General features: G+C 69.6%; 16 protein-coding genes, 1 tRNA gene and 2 pseudogenes. 8 read left to right on the top strand and 11 right to left on the bottom strand.

Annotated elements, in window-relative coordinates; genetic code table 11:
• The 4 genes from C1I97_RS41435 to C1I97_RS13950 all read left to right on the top strand — a co-directional run.
• Nucleotides 1-306: hypothetical protein (locus C1I97_RS41435; protein ID WP_258382560.1), on the top strand; the 306-nt coding region annotated here is incomplete at its 5' end.
• Complete coding sequence (locus tag C1I97_RS13960; RefSeq protein WP_111003535.1) at nucleotides 303-1,463, top strand: DUF3631 domain-containing protein; 1,161 nt, start codon at nucleotides 303-305, stop codon at nucleotides 1,461-1,463. The genes C1I97_RS41435 and C1I97_RS13960, both read left to right, overlap by 4 nt.
• 176 nt (nucleotides 1,464-1,639) lie before the next feature.
• Nucleotides 1,640-1,828 (top strand): helix-turn-helix transcriptional regulator, encoded by a 189-nt coding sequence (locus C1I97_RS13955; protein WP_111003534.1) that lies wholly within the window; start codon nucleotides 1,640-1,642, stop codon nucleotides 1,826-1,828.
• A gap of 61 nt (nucleotides 1,829-1,889) precedes the next feature.
• Nucleotides 1,890-3,269 (top strand): tyrosine-type recombinase/integrase, encoded by a 1,380-nt coding sequence (locus tag C1I97_RS13950; RefSeq protein WP_111003533.1) that lies wholly within the window; start codon nucleotides 1,890-1,892, stop codon nucleotides 3,267-3,269.
• A 173-nt stretch (nucleotides 3,270-3,442) separates the two neighbouring features.
• Here C1I97_RS13950 and C1I97_RS13945 read toward each other — a convergent pair.
• Nucleotides 3,443-3,524, bottom strand: a tRNA-Tyr gene (locus tag C1I97_RS13945).
• A 228-nt stretch (nucleotides 3,525-3,752) separates the two neighbouring features.
• Between C1I97_RS13945 and C1I97_RS13940 the strand changes: the two genes are divergently transcribed.
• A complete protein-coding gene (locus C1I97_RS13940) occupies nucleotides 3,753-4,241 on the top strand; it encodes a YajQ family cyclic di-GMP-binding protein (RefSeq protein ID WP_111003532.1) in 489 nt (162 codons plus the stop codon).
• Nucleotides 4,242-4,341: 100 nt separating this feature from the next.
• Here the strand turns inward: C1I97_RS13940 and C1I97_RS13935 are convergent, their stop codons facing one another.
• Entirely contained in the window at nucleotides 4,342-4,605 is a 264-nt protein-coding gene (locus C1I97_RS13935; RefSeq protein ID WP_111003538.1) for a GlsB/YeaQ/YmgE family stress response membrane protein, read from the bottom strand.
• Nucleotides 4,606-4,745: 140 nt separating this feature from the next.
• On the opposite strand from C1I97_RS13935, the gene C1I97_RS13930 reads away from it, so the two are divergent.
• Nucleotides 4,746-6,014 (top strand): APC family permease, encoded by a 1,269-nt coding sequence (locus C1I97_RS13930; RefSeq protein WP_111003531.1) that lies wholly within the window; start codon nucleotides 4,746-4,748, stop codon nucleotides 6,012-6,014.
• 28 nt (nucleotides 6,015-6,042) lie between these two features.
• Here the strand turns inward: C1I97_RS13930 and C1I97_RS42945 are convergent.
• Nucleotides 6,043-6,141 (bottom strand): annotated as a pseudogene (locus C1I97_RS42945) (YccF domain-containing protein); the annotation flags it as partial.
• A gap of 117 nt (nucleotides 6,142-6,258) precedes the next feature.
• Here C1I97_RS42945 and C1I97_RS13925 point away from each other — a divergent pair.
• Both C1I97_RS13925 and C1I97_RS13915 read left to right on the top strand, forming a co-directional pair.
• Complete coding sequence (locus C1I97_RS13925) at nucleotides 6,259-6,660, top strand: YccF domain-containing protein (RefSeq protein ID WP_111003530.1); 402 nt, start codon at nucleotides 6,259-6,261, stop codon at nucleotides 6,658-6,660.
• A gap of 403 nt (nucleotides 6,661-7,063) precedes the next feature.
• The gene (locus C1I97_RS13915; protein ID WP_111003529.1) at nucleotides 7,064-9,028 is read left to right on the top strand and encodes a recombinase family protein; all 1,965 of its coding nucleotides are present in this window, start codon (nucleotides 7,064-7,066) and stop codon (nucleotides 9,026-9,028) included.
• Here C1I97_RS13915 and C1I97_RS13910 read toward each other — a convergent pair.
• From C1I97_RS13910 to C1I97_RS13875, 8 genes and pseudogenes are all read right to left on the bottom strand, one after another.
• A pseudogene (locus C1I97_RS13910) lies at nucleotides 9,006-9,122 on the bottom strand (YccF domain-containing protein); the annotation flags it as partial. The gene C1I97_RS13915 and the pseudogene C1I97_RS13910 sit on opposite strands and share 23 nt — an antisense overlap.
• Nucleotides 9,119-9,982, bottom strand: coding sequence for a zinc metalloprotease HtpX (gene htpX, locus C1I97_RS13905; protein WP_111003528.1), 864 nt, complete (start codon nucleotides 9,980-9,982; stop codon nucleotides 9,119-9,121). The gene htpX and the pseudogene C1I97_RS13910, both read right to left, overlap by 4 nt.
• A 263-nt stretch (nucleotides 9,983-10,245) precedes the next feature.
• A complete protein-coding gene (locus tag C1I97_RS13900) occupies nucleotides 10,246-11,775 on the bottom strand; it encodes an NADH-quinone oxidoreductase subunit N (protein ID WP_111003527.1) in 1,530 nt (509 codons plus the stop codon).
• Complete coding sequence (locus C1I97_RS13895) at nucleotides 11,772-13,346, bottom strand: complex I subunit 4 family protein (protein ID WP_111003526.1); 1,575 nt, start codon at nucleotides 13,344-13,346, stop codon at nucleotides 11,772-11,774. Before C1I97_RS13895 ends, C1I97_RS13900 begins: the two co-directional genes overlap by 4 nt.
• Before the next feature lie 6 nt (nucleotides 13,347-13,352).
• Nucleotides 13,353-15,347: an NADH-quinone oxidoreductase subunit 5 family protein gene (locus C1I97_RS13890; protein WP_111003525.1), complete on the bottom strand. Its 1,995-nt coding sequence runs from the start codon at nucleotides 15,345-15,347 to the stop codon at nucleotides 13,353-13,355.
• Nucleotides 15,344-15,742, bottom strand: a complete 399-nt coding sequence (nuoK, locus tag C1I97_RS13885) for an NADH-quinone oxidoreductase subunit NuoK (RefSeq protein ID WP_111003524.1) — start codon at nucleotides 15,740-15,742, stop codon at nucleotides 15,344-15,346. The genes C1I97_RS13890 and nuoK overlap by 4 nt, the downstream gene beginning before the upstream one ends.
• A complete protein-coding gene (locus C1I97_RS13880) occupies nucleotides 15,742-16,347 on the bottom strand; it encodes an NADH-quinone oxidoreductase subunit J family protein (RefSeq protein ID WP_111003523.1) in 606 nt (201 codons plus the stop codon). The genes nuoK and C1I97_RS13880 overlap by 1 nt, the downstream gene beginning before the upstream one ends.
• Nucleotides 16,344-16,886: a NuoI/complex I 23 kDa subunit family protein gene (locus tag C1I97_RS13875; protein ID WP_258382561.1), complete on the bottom strand. Its 543-nt coding sequence runs from the start codon at nucleotides 16,884-16,886 to the stop codon at nucleotides 16,344-16,346. The genes C1I97_RS13880 and C1I97_RS13875 overlap by 4 nt, the downstream gene beginning before the upstream one ends.
• Between the last annotated feature and the right edge of the window lie 12 nt (nucleotides 16,887-16,898).

Genomic DNA, 16,898 nt, shown 5'->3' with positions numbered 1-16,898 from the left:
GGCCCGCACGCCGCCGAACCGGCCGCACTCCGGACGGCCGTGGGCGAGCCGAAAGGCGCCGCCCGTAAGGGCGTCCTTTCTGCTCTTCGTTCCGACCCGCACCCGGGCGACGGCCGGTACCCCGTGGCGTGGCTGCACATCACCGCGCCGCGCGGCGCGGTGCCCACGGCCACCTCGCAGTGCGCGTGCGGCCGTGACCGCAGCGCCGTCGGCCACGCCAAGGTGCGGGCGCTGATCACCGACCACCACGACCACCGGACCGCCTGCCCGCTGCGCAACCCCGAGGAAGGAAGGGCCGCCGCATGACCCCCACCATCGACGGGGCCGCGCTGCTGGACGAGGTGGAAGCCTTCCACCGCCGCTTCAACGTCTTCCCCACCGAGGCCGCGTTCGTCGCGGTGACGCTGTGGGACGCGCACGCGCACCTGTTGGACTGCTTCGACTCCACCCCCCGGCTCGCCTTCCTCTCCCCCGAACCGGGCTCCGGGAAGTCGCGGGCGCTGGAGATCGTGGAAACCCTCGTGCCGCACCCGATGACGGCCGTCAACGCCTCCGCCGCCGCCCTGTTCCGGGCCGTGTCCGGGGCCGACGGCCGGCCGACCATCCTGTTCGACGAGATCGACACCATCTTCGGGCCCAAGGCGGGGGACAACGAGGAATTGCGCGGGTTCCTCAACGCCGGCCACCGCCGCTCCGGGGTCACCTACCGGTGCATCGGCGACGGCGGCAACCAGACCGTGCAAGCCTTCCCCTCCTACTGCGCGGTCGCGGTCGCCGGACTCGGCTCGCTGCCGGACACGATCCTGACCCGCTCCGTCGTCATCCGCATGCGCCGCCGCGCCCGCAACGAGAAGGTCGAGCCCTTCCGGGCCCGCATCCACGAGGCCGAGGGGCACAAGCTGCGCGACCGGCTCGCCCAGTGGGCCGAACACGCCCGCGCTTCCGTCGTCGGCGCCTGGCCGGAGATGCCCGACGGGGTCACCGACCGGCCCGCGGACGTGTGGGAACCCCTGCTCGCCGTCGCCGACGCGGCCGGCGGCGACTGGCCGCGCCGGGCCCGGGAAGCGTGCGTGACGCTGGTCAAGGCATCCCAGACCACCGACAAGCACAGTCTCGGGATCCGGCTACTCACCGACCTGCGCGACCACGTGCTGATCGGCATGGACCGCATGCCCACCATCGCCATCCTCGACCGGCTCAACGCCCTGGACGACGCCCCGTGGGCGGATCTGGACGGCAAGCCGCTCGACCACCGCCGCCTGTCCCGGATGCTCGCCGAGTACATGACGGCCGACAACGAGCCGATCCGCTCCCGGAACATCCGCACCGCCGGCGGAGTCCTCAAGGGCTTCGTGTCGGCCGACCTGGAAGACGCGTGGGCCCGCTACTGCCCGCCCCCTTCCCAGGAAGCCGCTACAGCCGCTACGCCGCTACAGCCCAGCTCAGAGCCGGTGAATCTGTAGCGGCACCGAAGCGTGTAGCGGCTACGCCCGCTACCCCCGTAGCGCGTGCGTAGCCGCTACACGCCACCCCTCCGCTACAAAAACACCCCCGCTGACCTGCGATGTAGCGCTGTAGCGGATGTAGCGGACTTCTGAGACGGCCCCGGAACGCCTCGTCCCGAGAAGGAGTCACCACCTTGGCTGGCACCAAGATGCTCAAGCTCCCCGAAGTGCTCGAAGAGATCGAGATGAGCCGCGCCGCTTTCTACCGCATGCGCGCCCGCGGCAAGGCTCCCAAGCTCATCAAGCTGCCCAACGGGCAGATCCGCTGCCGCCGCAGCGACCTGGACGCCTGGTGGGCGTCCATGGAAGAAACCGCCGCCTGACCACGTCGAACACGAGAACCGAGAGGGCCCGCCGTTTGGCGGGCCCTCTTCTGGAGTACGCATGGCACTGACCTACGACATTCGCGTCTACTCGATCGAGGTGCGGAGAGACCGTCCGAAGCCCTATCGCGTGCGGTGGCTTGTCGGCGAGCGGAAGCACTCGAAGAGCTACAAGCTGAAAGTCCAAGCCGACGGCCGTCGCTCAGAGATCATGTCTGCCGTCCGGCGCGGTGAGCAGTTCGACGAGGACACCGGCCTTCCCGTCTCTGAGCTGCGGGCTAAGCAGGGTTCCATCACGTGGTACGACCACACCCGCGCCTACATCGACCGCAAGTGGGCCAACGCGCCGGCGAAGTCGCGGAAGAACTACGCCGACGCGTTGGCCACGATCACGCCCGCTCTCGTGAAGACGAAGGCGGGGATGCCGGACGCGGCACTACTGCGGCGTGCGCTGTACGGGTGGGCGTACAACCGCAACCGGTGGGACCAGACGCCGCCCGACGATATCGCCCAAGCTCTCCGCTGGGTGGCCAAGCACTCCATGCCCGTCTCAGCACTGGAGGACCCTGCGACGGTACGTCTGGCTCTGGACGCCTTGGCCCTGAAGATGGACGGGAAGACGGCCGCGCCGCGCACTGCCAAGCGGAAGCGTGCCTGTCTGAGCGACGTCTTGGGGCTCGCCGTGGAAGAACACCACTTCACCATTCCGGTGAACCCCCTCACCGCGGTGAAGTGGACCGCTCCGAAAGCCGTGGAAGAGGTCGACCCCGAAAGCGTCGCCAATCCACGGCAGGTGCGGGCCCTGTTGGCGGGGGTACGCGAGCAGGGGCCCCGCGGGCAGCACCTCGAAGCGTTCTTCGGGTGCCTGTACTACGCGGCCATGCGACCGGCGGAAGCCGCCGCGCTCCGCTCCACTCAGTGCCACCTGCCTGACAAGGGGTGGGGAACCCTCACCTTGCGTCAGGGAATCGTCCGCGCCGGGCGGAACTGGACGGATGACGGGACGGCCCACGAAACCCGCCACCTCAAGGCTCGCGCCGTGAAGGACTCGCGCCCGGTACCGATCCCACCCCACTTCGTGCGAATGCTCCGGCAGCACCTCGCAACGCACGGCACGGCACCCGATGGCCGACTCTTCCGAACCAACCGCGACGGTCTCCTACAGGAGACCGGATACGGGGAGGTGTGGGCCAAGGCCCGGGAGAACGTGCTGACCGAGGCTGAGGTCGCTTCCCTGCTGGCCCGACGCCCCTATGATCTCCGTCACGCCGGAGTGTCCTTCTGGCTCAGCTCAGGAGTGGACGCGATGGAGTGCGCCCGCCGCGCCGGCCACAGCATCGCGGTACTGCACAGGGTGTACGCCAAGGTCCTGGATCAGACCCGCGAGCGGGCCAACAGCCGGATCGAAGCGGCGTTGCGCGAGTGGAACGAGCCCGAGTAGTCACGCCTCCCCCGGGGGACACCTGGGGGACACACCCTGATCAGAGGTGGGATCCGGGCGACACAGGGTGAGACACGCCGCCCTGATCCGATGCTGAATCGAACAGAGACCGGGAACGAAGAAACCCCCTCCGACCTGCCGTAAAGGCTGGCCAGAAGGGGGTTTTCCCAGAGTGGCGGCGCCAGGATTCGAACCTGGGAAGGCTGAGCCGGCAGATTTACAGTCTGCTCCCTTTGGCCGCTCGGGCACACCGCCGGGTGTTGCCACCTGTTCGAACCGCCTTTCGGCGGTGCTCCCCGGCAACGAGGTAAACAATACCCGATGCGCAGGGGTGCTTCGCCACCCGATTGATCAGCGCCACGGGGACGGAGGGTGACTAGGCTGGTGCGGATGCGGCCCGCGGTTCGAAGGGCGGGCCCGGCGGCTTCCCCACGCCCGCCGACACGCATCCGACACGCACCCCGATACAAGGAGCCACAGGACATGGCCGACTCCAGTTTCGACATCGTCTCGAAGGTCGAGCGGCAGGAGGTCGACAACGCCCTCAACCAGGCCGCCAAGGAGATCTCGCAGCGCTACGACTTCAAGGGCGTGGGTGCCTCGATCTCATGGTCCGGTGACAAGATCCTCATGGAGGCGAACTCCGAGGACCGGGTGAAGGCAGTCCTCGACGTCTTCCAGTCCAAGCTGATCAAGCGGGGCATCTCGCTGAAGGCCCTGGACGCGGGCGAGCCGCAGCTGTCCGGCAAGGAGTACAAGCTCTTCGCGTCGATCAAGGAGGGCATCTCCCAGGAGAACGCGAAGAAGGTGGCCAAGCTCATCCGCGACGAGGGCCCCAAGGGCGTGAAGGCCCAGGTCCAGGGTGAGGAGCTGCGCGTCAGCTCCAAGAGCCGCGACGACCTGCAGTCCGTGATCGCCCTGCTCAAGGGCCAGGACTTCGACTTCGCGCTGCAGTTCGTGAACTACCGGTAGGAACGGCGCGCCCCGCACGGGCGCGGGCGTCATGAGAAAGGGTGGGCGCCACGCCGGTGCCCACCCCTCTCCGTCCGCCGGCCGCGCCCCGGCGGTGCGCTCAGTCGCGGGAGTGGCCGAACAGGAGACGGTAGGCGATCAGCAGGACGAGCGAGCCGCCGATCGCCGCGACGAAGGTGGCGCTGTCGAAGCTCTTGTTGATCGGGTGGTCCAGCCAGCGGGCGGAGATCCAGCCGCCGATGAACGCACCGGCGACGCCGATGAGGGTCGTACCGATGAAGCCGCCCGGGTCGCGGCCCGGCAGCAGGAACTTCGCGATGGCCCCGGCCAGCAGCCCGAGGATGATCCAGCTGATGATGCCCATGCCCTGTACCTGCCCGTCGTACTCGTCACGTGTCGTGATCGTGCCTACCACACGTGGGTTCATCCGGCGTTCCGGCCGTGTCGGGGAGGAAGACGCCTCGGCCACGCCCCGCGGTTGCGCCGGTCAGTAGGGTTCGGGCCATGACCCGCTCCTCCGTCGCCTCCGCGTCAGCGTCCACGTCCGAGCTGCGGCGCACCCTGGGGGTCCGGGACGCCGTGGTGGTCGGGCTCGGCTCGATGATCGGGGCCGGGATCTTCGCCGCCCTGGGGCCGGCGGCGCGCGCGGCCGGCTCCGGGCTGCTGCTCGGGCTGGCGGTCGCCGCCGTGGTGGCCTACTGCAACGCCACCTCGTCGGCGCGGCTGGCCGCCCGGTATCCGGCCTCGGGCGGCACGTACGTGTACGGGCGTGAGCGGCTCGGCATGTTCTGGGGCCATCTGGCGGGCTGGGCGTTCGTGGTCGGGAAGACGGCCTCCTGTGCGGCGATGGCGCTCACCGTGGGGGCGTACGTCTGGCCGGGGCAGGCGCACGCGGTGGCGGTCGCGGCCGTGGTGGCACTGACCGCGGTGAACTACGGCGGCGTCCAGAAGTCCGCCTTGCTGACGCGGGTGATCGTGGCGGTGGTGCTGGCGGTCCTCGCCGCCGTGGTCGTCGTCTGCCTGGGGTCCGGCGCCGCCGACGCGGGGCGGGCCGCCGTCGGCGGCTCCGTGGGCGTCGGCGGTGTGCTGCAGGCGGCGGGGCTGCTGTTCTTCGCGTTCGCCGGGTACGCGCGGATCGCGACCCTCGGCGAGGAGGTGCGGGACCCGGCGCGCACCATCCCCCGCGCGATCCCGCTCGCCCTGGGCATCGCGCTGGCCGTGTACGCGTGTGTGGCGGTGGCCGTCCTCTCCGTGCTGGGGCCGGCGGAACTCGGACACGCGGGGGCGCCGCTGGCCGACGCGGTACGGGCGGCCGGGGTGCCCGGGCTGGTGCCGGTGGTGCGGGCCGGGGCCGCCGTGGCGGCGCTGGGGTCGCTGCTCGCCCTCGTCCTGGGCGTCTCGCGAACCACGCTGGCGATGGCACGGGACCGGCATCTGCCCGGTGTGCTGGCCGCCGTGCATCCCCGTTTCCAGGTGCCGCACCGGGCGGAGCTGGCCGTGGGTGCGGTGGTCGCGGTCCTGGCCGCCACGGTGGACGTCCGGGGCGCGATCGGTTTCTCCTCCTTCGGAGTGCTGGCGTACTACGCCGTCGCCAACGCCTCCGCCTGGACCCTGGACGCCTCTCCCGTCCGGCGCGCGGTCCCGGCGGTGGGGCTCGTCGGGTGCGTGACGCTGGCGTTCGCGCTGCCGTGGGTCTCGGTGGCCGTGGGTGCCGGTGTGCTGGCGGTGGGCATGGCCTCGTACGGCGTACGGCGGTGGCTGGCGGCCCGGTAGGGATCCGGGCCTCCGTTCCCCCGGTCCGTCAGCGTGCCGCGAACGGCTGGTCCGTGCGGACGATCTCGCGACCCAGCGGGAGCAGGGAGACCGGGATCATCTTGAAGTTCGCGATGCCGAACGGGATCGCTTCTCGACACTCACAACGCTCCCGCCAGTCCTTTGCGGTTCCGACTCCGTACTTGAGCGCCGCATACTAGCTGGTGAGACCAGGCACGAGTGTCGTAGGCGAAGGGCAGGGATCATGAAACTGATCAACCTCATCCTCAACGTCTTGTGGTTGATCTTCTGTGGAATCTGGATGGCTCTCGCCTACACGCTGGCCGCACTGATCTGCTTCGTCTTGATCGTGACGATTCCGTTCGGGGTCGCCTCACTACGGATCGCCGGCTTCGTGCTCTGGCCGTTCGGCCGTACGACGGTGCAGAGGCCAGGCGCTGGGACCCCTTCGCTGATCGGCAACGTTATCTGGATCATTTTCGCAGGCTGGTGGCTCGCCATCGGTCACCTCATCACCAGCATTCCGCTCTTTCTGTCGATCATCGGAATCCCCTTCGGCTGGGCGAACCTCAAGCTGATTCCGATCTCTCTTATGCCCCTGGGACAGGAGGTCGTCTCGACTGACGAGGGGTTCGGCGGACGCTGAGTGCCCTATCGCGTGTCAGCGGTCTCTGAACCAGGGGTTCAGAGACCGCCGACAACCGAAAGGCGCTGGCGCCATGTCGGCTCCGGCCATTCCCCCGGTGCAGCACTCATCGCAGCAGGAATCGCAGAGGAACTGGCCACTGCTCGTGAAGCCATGCGGGAGGCGGCAGCAAAGCGGGGGTGCAGTGCCTGACACGACAGCCATCTGGACACCAGACAAGACCCTGTCGTCGGCAGAGCGAGCGCTACTGCTTCGGGTTCTGTTCGGGCCGCGCGGACGGCATCAACGGGATCGCCAGTTTCCCGACGCGCTGCCAGTCAAGCCCTCTACCTTGGTGGTTACGACAAGCGCCCCGGCAGCGGCTGGCACCGCCCCGGGGCTGGCCGACTGACTAGGAGTCGACGTGTCACATGTAAGCACACCCCTGCCCTCATCGAACGAGGCCACTACTCGGGCGACCAAGACTCGCGCGCTGCGCGCCGTCGACTATCTACGAGTCTCCACCGAGGAGCAGAAGAAGGGCTACGGCGTAGCCAGGCAGAGCCGGAAGACTGTCCGGCACATCGCGCTCAAGCAGTGGCATCACGTCGGCACCTATAAGGACGAAGGCGTGTCGGGCTCTCTGGAAGCGGCCGACCGGGGTGATCTGAAGCGACTGATGGGGGATGCTCAGAAGATCCCTCGCCCCTTCGACATCGTCGTCGTTCCGGACGGGCGTGTGATCGGTCGAAAGGGACGTGCCTTCTGGCGCTGGGTGTGGGCTCTCGAAGACATCGGCGTCTATGTCGCCGTGGTCGCAGACGACTACGACAACACGACGACCGAGGGGCGTAAAAAGATGCGTCGCGACGCCGACTACGCCGAGACCGAGTGGGAAACGATCCGTGATCGCACGCAAGGCGGCTTGCAGGAGAAGGCCGAGTTCACTCCTGCCGCGCACATCGGCGGACGTCCTCCCTACGGCTACAGCATCGCCAACAAGGGGACGCCCGGCTCGTACCTGATGATCGATGAGACTGAGGCAAAGGTCATCCGCTATGTGTACGACCTCGTGGTAGGCGAAGGGCTCAACCTCCGCAAAGCCACCATCCGGCTGAACGCCGAGGGCATCACGGCGCGATCCGGGCGGGCGTGGACTCGGGACAACCTCCGTGACCGAGTGATGTCGCCCCCTGTCCTCAACGGTGTCTTGATTTTTCGCGGCAAGCACGCCAAGACCGACGAAAGCGGTAACCCCCTGTGGGGGGACTCAGTCAAGATCGAGTTGCCCCGGACTCTGACTGCAGACGAAAGCGCGGAACTCCGGCGCAAGGTTGCCGAGACAGCGAAGCGCAGCGGCGGCCAGCGGGCGTTTTACCCCCTGAGCGGGCGAGTCGTGAGCCTCTGCGGTAGGACGTACTCAGGACTCAGCTACGTGGCGGAGCGGGACGGCGCTCGGTTCTATAGGTGCACGGGCAACGCGCCCAAGGATCTTAGTAAGTCCTGCGGCTGCTCACGCATCGACGCCGGCGCACTTGAAAAGCATGTCTGGAAGCATGTCACCGAGATCGCCAGCAACAGCGAGAAGCTACGGGAGCTGGCTGCCGAGTGGATCGGGATGGCCGAAGGTGACACGGCTGCCTTGATCGATCGAATCGCAGACCTTGATCAGCAGATCGAAGGTATGAACGCGTCGATCGCGGCCGTCATCGTGGCGACTGCCAAGCAGAGCAAGTCAGCGGGCGCCATCGAGGCAGCTACAGCAGTCCTGAACGAAGAACTCCAACAGCTACAAAATCTGCGTGCAGAGGCGGCCGAATGGCTGACGGAGATGGAAGAGTCCAATCGTCGTACCCGAGATCTCATCGCTCTGGCGAGCATGGCGAAGAAGTCCTTCCCGGTCATGGCACCGGAGCAGCAAGCAGCCATCCTCTCCATTTTGGAGTTGAAGGTCACCATTACCGGCCCAGTGCCCGACGATCGCCGGGGTGGTGTTCCCTGTACCGTACGGGCCTGGTATTCCGCTTCCGGTCTCGGCATCCCCGCTGCCAAGCTCTCCGACGGCGAGTGGGCCAAGATCGCTCCGCTGCTGCCGAAGGGGCGTAGGGGAACCGTTCGGCGGTCTGTGGACGCGATCTTCTACAAGGCACGCACGGGCAAGTCCTGGCCCGAGGTGATCAGGGATACCGGAGCCACCATCCAGGCATCGAAGCACTTCAATGCCTGGACGTCCGACGACACCTGGAGCCGGGTGAACGCTGCCCTGTCGGAGGTTAGGCAGGTACCCCTGCCTGAGCTTCAGCTGCTGCCCCCGGTGGTCATCGAAGGACGCGTCGACCCGAGCGCGATGCTGCACCCAGAAGGACTATCCCGAAGGGGATGCCGATGATGGTGATGCACAGCAGCACGCCCGCGAGGAGGTAGCCGAGGAACAGCCAGAAGCCGCTGAGGATCAGCCAGATGACGTTGAGGATTGTCTTCACCGGTAATGACCTGCCATCTGTTCGAGTCGGGCGATGCGCTCCGCCATCGGCGGGTGCGTGGAGAACATCTTCGACAATCCCTGGCCCGGACGGAACGGGTTGGCGATCATCATGTGGCTCGCGGTCTCGATGCGCGGCTCGGGGGGCAGCGGGAGCTGCTGGGTGCCGGCCTCCAGCTTGCGCAGGGCGCTGGCGAGGGCGAGGGGGTCGCCGGTGAGCCGGGCGCCGGACGCGTCGGCCTCGTACTCCCTGGAGCGGCTGATGGCCAGTTGGATGACGGTGGCCGCGAGCGGACCGAGGATCATGATCAGGAGCATGCCGAGCAGGCCGGGGCCCTCGTCGTCGTTGGAGCGGCCGATCGGGATCAGCCAGGCGAAGTTGACCAGGAACATGATCACGGAGGCGAGGGCGCCGGCGACGGAGGAGATGAGGATGTCGCGGTTGTAGACGTGGCTGAGCTCGTGGCCGATGACGCCGCGCAGTTCACGCTGGTCCAGGATGCGCAGGATGCCTTCCGTGCAGCACACGGCCGCGTTGCGCGGGTTGCGGCCGGTCGCGAAGGCGTTGGGCGCCTCCGTCGGGGAGATGTACAGGCGGGGCATGGGCTGGCGGGCCTGGTTGGAGAGTTCGCGGACCATGCGGTAGAGGGCCGGGGCCTCGAACTCGCTGACCGGGCGGGCGCGCATGGCGCGCAGTGCCAGCTTGTCGCTGTTCCAGTACGCGTACGCGTTGGTGCCGAGGGCGATGAGGACCGCGACGATCAGGCCGGTGCGGCCGAAGAAACTGCCGATGACGATGATGAGTGCGGACAGTCCCCCGAGGAGGACTGCGGTCCTGAGCCCGTTGTGCCGGCGGTGCACGGTACGCCCTCCAAGTGGTGCGGCAGGGGAACCCTTCGCTTGCTGTCGTCCGACGCCACTGGTGGTGTGGTGTCACCTCCAGTGGACCCTTGCGTACTGGTCAACGCCAGGCGGGAGTCACGGGTTCCCCGGAGCGCGCGTTGGCGCGCGGGCCGTCCGGGTGAGCGGGACGGCGGACGGCACGCGCGCGTGGAGGCCGGGTGCCCGGCGCGCGCGTGGCGACTCTCCGGTGTTCGGAACAGAGGTGTCCGGAACAGAGGTGTTCAGAACAGGCCGGTGCTCGCGAAGCGCAGGACCAGCTGGGGTGCGCCGGACAGGGCGATGCCGAGGACGGCCGTGAGGGTGAGGGCGGCGGTGAGGGGGGCCGGGACGCGGTGCCGGACGGGTTCGCCCTCGGGGGCGCGGAACAGCAGTGCCGTCCACTGCAGGTAGTAGAACAGCGCGATGACCACGTTGACGGCCATGACGACGGCGAGCCAGCCGAGTCCGGCGTCGACGGCCGCGGAGAAGACGGTGACCTTGGCGAACAGGCCGATGACGCCCGGGGGCAGGCCGGCCAGGCACAGCAGGAAGAAGGCCATCAGGAGGGCGGCCGGCGGATTGGTGGCGTACAGGCCCCGGTAGTCCGTGACGCGGTTGCGTTCCCTGGTACGGCCCACGAGGGCGGCCACGGCGAAGGCGCCGAGGTTCACGGCGGCGTACATGAGGGCGTAGGCGACCGTGGAGCCGATCGACTTCTGGGGGTCCTTCGCGTACCCGGCCGCGGCGATCGGCACCAGGAGGTAGCCGGCCTGGCCGACGGAGGACCAGGCGAGCAGCCGTACCGCGCTGTACGCGCGCGTGGCCTGCTGACGCAGGGCGCCGACGTTGCCGACGGTCATGGTGAGCGCGGCGAGCATGGCGAGCGCCGGCCCCCAGGCGCCGGCGTACGACGGGAAGGCGACGACGGTGACGAGGATCAGGCCGGTGAAGCCGACCGCCTTGCCGATGACCGACAGGTAGGCGGCGATGGGCAGGGGGGCGCCCACGTAGGTGTCGGGGACCCAGAAGTGGAAGGGGACGGCGGCCGTCTTGAAGGCGAAGCCGACGAGGGTGAGGACGACGCCGGTCTGGGCGAGGGTGTGGAGCTGTCCGTCGACGTGCTGGATGCGCTCGGCGACCTGGGTGAGGTAGAGGGTGCCGGTGGAGGCGTAGACGAAGCTGACGCCGAGGAGGCTGACGGCGGTGGCGGTGACCGAGGACAGGAAGAACTTCAGGGCCGCGTCGGAGGACCTGCGGTCACCGTGCCGGAGGCCGACGAGGGCGAAGGCGGGCAGGGAGGCGACCTCCAGGGCGACGATCAGGGTCGCCAGGTCACGTGCGGCGGGCAGCAGCGCGGCGCCGGCGGCGGAGGACAGTAGCAGGAACCAGAACTCCCCCTCGGGCAGTGCCCCGCGCGCGTCCTTCAGCGCGGTGACCGACAGCAGGGCCGTGAGGAGCGCGCCGCCGAGGACGAGGAACTGGATGACGAGGGCGAAGTGGTCGGCGGTGTAGCTGCAGACGTCGGCCTGCCCGGTCAGGCAGAACGTGGTGCGGCGGCCGTCGAGGAGGGGCAGCAGCGACAGGGCGGCGGCGGCGAGGCCCGCGACGGAGACCCAGCCGAGGACGGGTTTGCGGGCGGCGGGTACGAAGAGGTCGGCGACGAGCACCGCGAGCGCGACCACCGCGGTGAGCGTGGGCGGTGCGATGGCCAGCCAGTCGACGGACTGGACCACCGGCTCGGCCGGCGGCTGGGCCAGGACCAGGGCGCTCATCGGGTGCCTCCTGCGAGGAGCTGCTGCACGGCCGGGTCGGTGAGTCCGAGCAGGGCCTTCGGCCAGAGCCCGGCGAGGACGGTGAGGGCGACGAGCGGGGTCCAGGCCGCGAACTCGTAGCCGTGGACGTCGGCGAGCCGGGGCGTCTGTCGCGGTACGGCGCCCATGCAGACGCGGCGGACCACGATGAGCATGTACGCGGCGGTCAGGAGGGTGCCGAACGCGCCGATCGCCATGAAGGTGAGGAAGGCGGGCCGGCTGAGGCCTTCGGCGGGCTCGAACGAGCCGAACAGGGCGAGCATCTCGCCCCAGAACCCGGCGAGTCCGGGCAGGCCGAGCGAGGCGACCGCGCCGAAGGCGAGCAGGCCTCCCAGGCGCGGGGCCTTTCCGTACAGGGCGGCGCCCGACTTCTCGGAAAGCGCGTCGAGGTCGGTGGTGCCGGTGCGGTCCTTGAGAGCGCCGACGACGAAGAAGAGCAGGCCGGTGATGAGGCCGTGGGCGATGTTGGCGAACAGGGCGCCGTTCACGCCGGTCGGGGTCATGGTGGCGATGCCGAGCAGGACGAAGCCCATGTGGCCGACGGAGGAGTAGGCGATGAGCCGTTTGAGGTCGCCCTTGGCGCCCTGTCGGGTCAGGGCGAGGCAGGCCAGGGATCCGTAGATGATCCCGACGACGGCGAAGGCGGCGAGGTAGGGCGCGAAGGTGCGGAAGCCGTCGGGCGCGATCGGCAGCAGGATCCGGACGAACCCGTACGTTCCCATCTTGAGCATGACGCCGGCCAGCAGGACCGAGCCGACCGTCGGGGCGGCGGTGTGGGCGTCCGGCAGCCAGCTGTGCAGCGGCCACATCGGCGTCTTGACCGCGAGCCCGATTCCGATCGCCAGAACCGCGATGACCTGCACGGTAGCGGTCAGTGACCGGCCGTTGTCAGTGGCGAGTGCGACTATGTCGAATGTGCCGGCCTTGATTCCGATCAGGAGCAGGCCGAGCAGCATGACGACCGAGCCGAGCAGCGTGTAGAGGATGAACCGCCAGGCCGCGGCCTGGCGGCCCTCGCCGCCCCAGCGGGCGATGAGGAAGTACATCGGAATGAGCACCATCTCGAACGCGAGGAAGAACAGCAGCAGATCGAGGACGGCGAAGGTCGCGAGGGTGCCGGACTCGAGGAGGAGCAGCAGCGCGACGAAGGCCTTCGGGGCCGGGCCCGCGGGTGGCTTGAAGTAGGAGTACAGCGCGCAGAGGAAGGTCAGCAGCGCGGTCAGGACGAGGAGGGGGAGCGAAATGCCGTCGACGCCGAGGTGGATGCGCACGTGGAGTGCGGGGATCCAGCTGATGTCGGTCGTGGCCTGCATCTTCGATGCCTGGGCGTGGTCGAAGCCGGCCGCGAGGACGGCCGCGGCGACGAGGACGGCGCCGGTGACCGTGACACCGTGCCGGAGTACGGCCTGCTCGGGTGACTTCCCCTTCAGTCCGGGCGGGGCGGGCAGGAGGGCGGCGGCGGCCCCGAGGAGCGGGCCGACGACGAGGAATGCCAGAAGGAACTGCATCACGGACTCGCTGATATCGATCACGCCTGCTCACACTCCCGTGGCGAGAAGGACGGCGGCGACCGCGAGGACGACGGTGCCGGCGAGCAGCGCGCTCACATAGGTCTGCACATTGCCGGTCTGGGCCCGCCGTACGGCGGCCCCGAGCAGCCGGGGTGCGGCGCCGGCGCCGCGTACGTAGGTCTCGACGACCTCACGGTCGAGGAACCGGACCAGGCTCGCTCCGGCCAGGACCGGGCGGACGAAGAGGGCCGCGTACACGGCGTCGAGGTGGAAGCCGACGGCCGCGTGGCGGTGCATCGGTCCGAGCAGCAGCCGTCCGGGGTCGGCGGGGTCGGGCGCGTAGGCGATGTCCCCGTACGCGGGTTTGTGGCTGGCGATGGCCTCGGCCTCGACGAGTCCGGCGTCGGCGTCCGGATGGGCGGCGACGGCACCGAGGGGGAAGCGGGCGGCGAGCGCGGTGGTGTGCCGCCAGGCGCCGTAGGTGACGATGCCGCCGACCAGGGCGACTCCCGTGCCGAGGACGGAGGTGGTGAGCGTGGGGCTCAGGTCGCGGCCGTCGAACCAGGCGGGCAGGAGGCGGAAGGCGAGGCCGCCGAAGGCGAGGGACGGGACGGCGAGCACCCAGAGGACGGCGTTCATGACGAGGGGCTGCTTGCCGTGGTCGGGGGCCTCGGTGCCCCGGCCGCGGAAGGCCAGCAGCCACAGGCGCATGGCGTAGGCGCCGGTGAGCAGGGCCGTGACGAGGCCGGCGACGAGGATGGTCCAGCCCGCCGCGCCGGGGGCGTGGTCGGTGTGGCCGGAGGCGACGTGTTCGGCGGCGCCGAGGACGGACTCCTTGGAGAAGAAGCCGCTGAAGGGAGGGATCGCGGCGAGCGCGAGGAGCGCCACGGTCATCGTCCAGTAGGCGTCCGGGACGCGGTCGCGCAGGTTGCTCATGCGGGACATGGCGGCCAGCGAGTTGGTGCCGGCGGCGTGGATGATCACGCCGGCGGCGAGGAACAGCAGCGCCTTGAAGGCGCCGTGGGACAGGAGGTGGAAGACGGCGGCGCCGCGGTCGCCGACGGCGAGGGCGCCGGTCATGTAGCCGAGCTGGCTGATCGTCGAGTAGGCGAGGACGCGTTTGACGTCGTCCTGGGCGAGTGCGGCGAGCGCCGAGCCGGCCATGGTCACGGCGGCCATGACGGCGAGGACGGTCATCGCGGCCGAGGACGCCTGGAAGACGGGAAGGAGCCGGGCGACGAAGTAGACACCGGCGGCGACCATCGTCGCGGCGTGGATCAGCGCGGAGACGGGTGTGGGGCCCGCCATCGCGTCGGGGAGCCAGGTGTGCAGCGGGAACTGCGCCGACTTGCCCGCCACGCCGGCGAGGAGCAGCAGGGCGATCACGGTCGGGTGGTGCAGCCCGCCGCTCGCGACGGCGTCGAGGATCTTGGTGATCCGGAAGGACCCTGCGGCGGTGCCGAGCGCGAACAGGCCGATCAGGAACGGTACGTCGCCGAGCTTGGTGACCAGGAAGGCCTTGAGGGAGGCGGCGCGGGCCTGAGGGGTCTCCCAGTAGTGGCCGACCAGGAAGTAGGAGCAGATGCCCATGACTTCCCAGCCGACCAGCAGCACGATCAGGTCGCCGGAGTAGACGACGAGCAGCATCGCGGAGGTGAACAGGGAGACGAGAGCGGCGTAGGAGGGGTAGCGCGGGTCGTCGCGCAGGTAGCCCGTGGAGTAGATCTGCACGCAGGTGGCGATGGTGCCGACCAGGACGGCGACGAGCGCGGCGAAGCCGTCGATGTGCAGGGCGAGTTCGATGGGGACGGAGCCGGTGGGCGTGAGCTCGGTGGCGGCGTCGACGGCCCGGCCGCCGCCCTGGCGCGCGGCGACCAGCACGGTCAGGACGAGGGAGGCGAGGGTCGGCAGGACGGCGAGCGGGCGGACGAAGCCGGGGGCGGTGCGGCCGAGCAGCAGGCCGGCCGCGGCACCGAGGAACGGAAGGAGGGGGACGAGGACGGCGAGGGTGGTCGTGGTCACGCGGTGGCCTCAGCCTTCTCAGCGGCCCGCGCTCGCGCGGCGGCGTCGCTGTCGGGGCCGTCGTCGGAGTCGTCGGGGCCCTCGGCGGCGTCGCGGAGCCGGTCGATGTCCGCGGTACCGCGGTTGCGGTGGACGGCGAGGACGATCGCCAGGCCGATGCCGATCTCGGCGGCGGCGATGGCGATGGTGAACAGGGTCAGGGCCTGCCCGGAGTGCAGGGTCTCGGTCGCGGCCCTGCTGAGCCAGACGTCGAAGGCGACCAGGTTGAGGTTGACGGCGTTGAGCATGAGCTCGACGGACATCAGGACCAGGATCGCGTTGCGGCGGGCGAGGACGCCGTACAGGCCGGTGCAGAAGAGGAGGGCGGAGAGCACGGCGGGATAGGCGAGGTGCATCAGCGGACACCTTCCTTCGCGCCCTGGCCGCCGTGGGCCCCCGGGGTCCGGGCGGCGGAGGAAGCGGCTGCCCTCGCCTTGCGGGACAGGACGATCGCGCCGACCAGGGCGGCCAGCAGGAGGACGGAGAGGGCCTCGAAGGGCAGCACCCAGTTCCGGAAGAGGCTCTCGCCGGTGACCTTCGTGGTGCCGGCGGTAGCGCCGTCCAGGTCGATCCAGGTGGTGCGGAAGGCGTCGACGACCACCCAGACCAGGGCGGTCGCGGCGGCGCCGGCCACGACGAGGGCGGCCCAGCGGTTGCCGGAGTCGGCGTCCGGGGAGCGGCCGATGGGCGCCTTGGTGAGCATCAGCCCGAACAGCAGGAGGACGACGACGGAACCGACGTAGATGAGGACCTGCACCCAGGCGATGAACTCGGCGGTGAGCAGGAGGTACTCGACGGCGAGGCCTCCGAGGGCCACCACCAGCCACAGGGCGGCATGCACCAGCTGCCGGGTGGTGACGGTGACGAGGGCGGCGCCGAAGGTGACCAGGCCGACGAGGAGGAAGGCGATCTCGACTCCGGTCGGGGAGAGGAAGCCGGGGCTTGCGGCGGCGGTGCTCACGCGTCCTCCTCCCGCGGCTCGGCCTGCGCGGCCGCCAGCTTCTCGGCGGTCTTGCGGGCTGCGGCGATCTCCTTGGGTTCCTCCGCACCGGGGTCCAGGGCGGGCGGGGCCGGCACGGTCCACATCCACTCGCGGAGCTTGTCGCGCTCGTGGGTGAGGTCGCGGATGTCGGTCTCGGCGTACTCGAACTCCGGGGACCAGAACAGGGCGTCGAAAGGACAGACCTCGATGCAGATACCGCAGTACATGCACAGGGCGAAGTCGATGGCGAAGCGGTCGAGGACGTTGCGGCTGCGTTCGCGGCCACCGGGGGTCGCCGCCGGGATCGTCTCCTTGTGAGAGTCGATGTAGATACACCAGTCCGGGCACTCGCGGGCGCACAGCATGCAGACCGTGCAGTTCTCCTCGAACAGGCCGATCACGCCTCGGGTCCGGGGCGGCAGGTCGGGCTGGGTGTCCGGGTACTGCTCGGTGACGGTCTTCCTCGTCATCGTGCGCAGGGTGACGGCCAGACCCTTGGCGAGGCCGGCGCCGGGGATGCGGGGTCGGGT

The organism is Streptomyces sp. NTH33 (assembly GCF_003236365.1).
Lineage (GTDB): Bacteria > Actinomycetota > Actinomycetes > Streptomycetales > Streptomycetaceae > Streptomyces.
Note: the sequence above shows the minus strand (reverse complement) of the source record. Positions and strands in the feature narration are given on the sequence as shown.

Excerpts from the sequence above, each read along its gene's own strand:
- C1I97_RS13930 (WP_111003531.1), top strand. The coding sequence starts at position 4,746 with ATGACCCGCTCCTCCGTCGCCTCCGCGTCAGCGTCCACGTCCGAGCTG.
- C1I97_RS13935 (WP_111003538.1), bottom strand. The coding sequence starts at position 4,605 with ATGGGCATCATCAGCTGGATCATCCTCGGGCTGCTGGCCGGGGCCATC.
- C1I97_RS13950 (WP_111003533.1), top strand. The coding sequence starts at position 1,890 with ATGGCACTGACCTACGACATTCGCGTCTACTCGATCGAGGTGCGGAGA.
- C1I97_RS13960 (WP_111003535.1), top strand. The coding sequence starts at position 303 with ATGACCCCCACCATCGACGGGGCCGCGCTGCTGGACGAGGTGGAAGCC.
- C1I97_RS13925 (WP_111003530.1), top strand. The coding sequence starts at position 6,259 with ATGAAACTGATCAACCTCATCCTCAACGTCTTGTGGTTGATCTTCTGT.
- C1I97_RS13900 (WP_111003527.1), bottom strand. The coding sequence starts at position 11,775 with ATGAGCGCCCTGGTCCTGGCCCAGCCGCCGGCCGAGCCGGTGGTCCAG.
- C1I97_RS13940 (WP_111003532.1), top strand. The coding sequence starts at position 3,753 with ATGGCCGACTCCAGTTTCGACATCGTCTCGAAGGTCGAGCGGCAGGAG.
- nuoK (WP_111003524.1), bottom strand. The coding sequence starts at position 15,742 with ATGCACCTCGCCTATCCCGCCGTGCTCTCCGCCCTCCTCTTCTGCACC.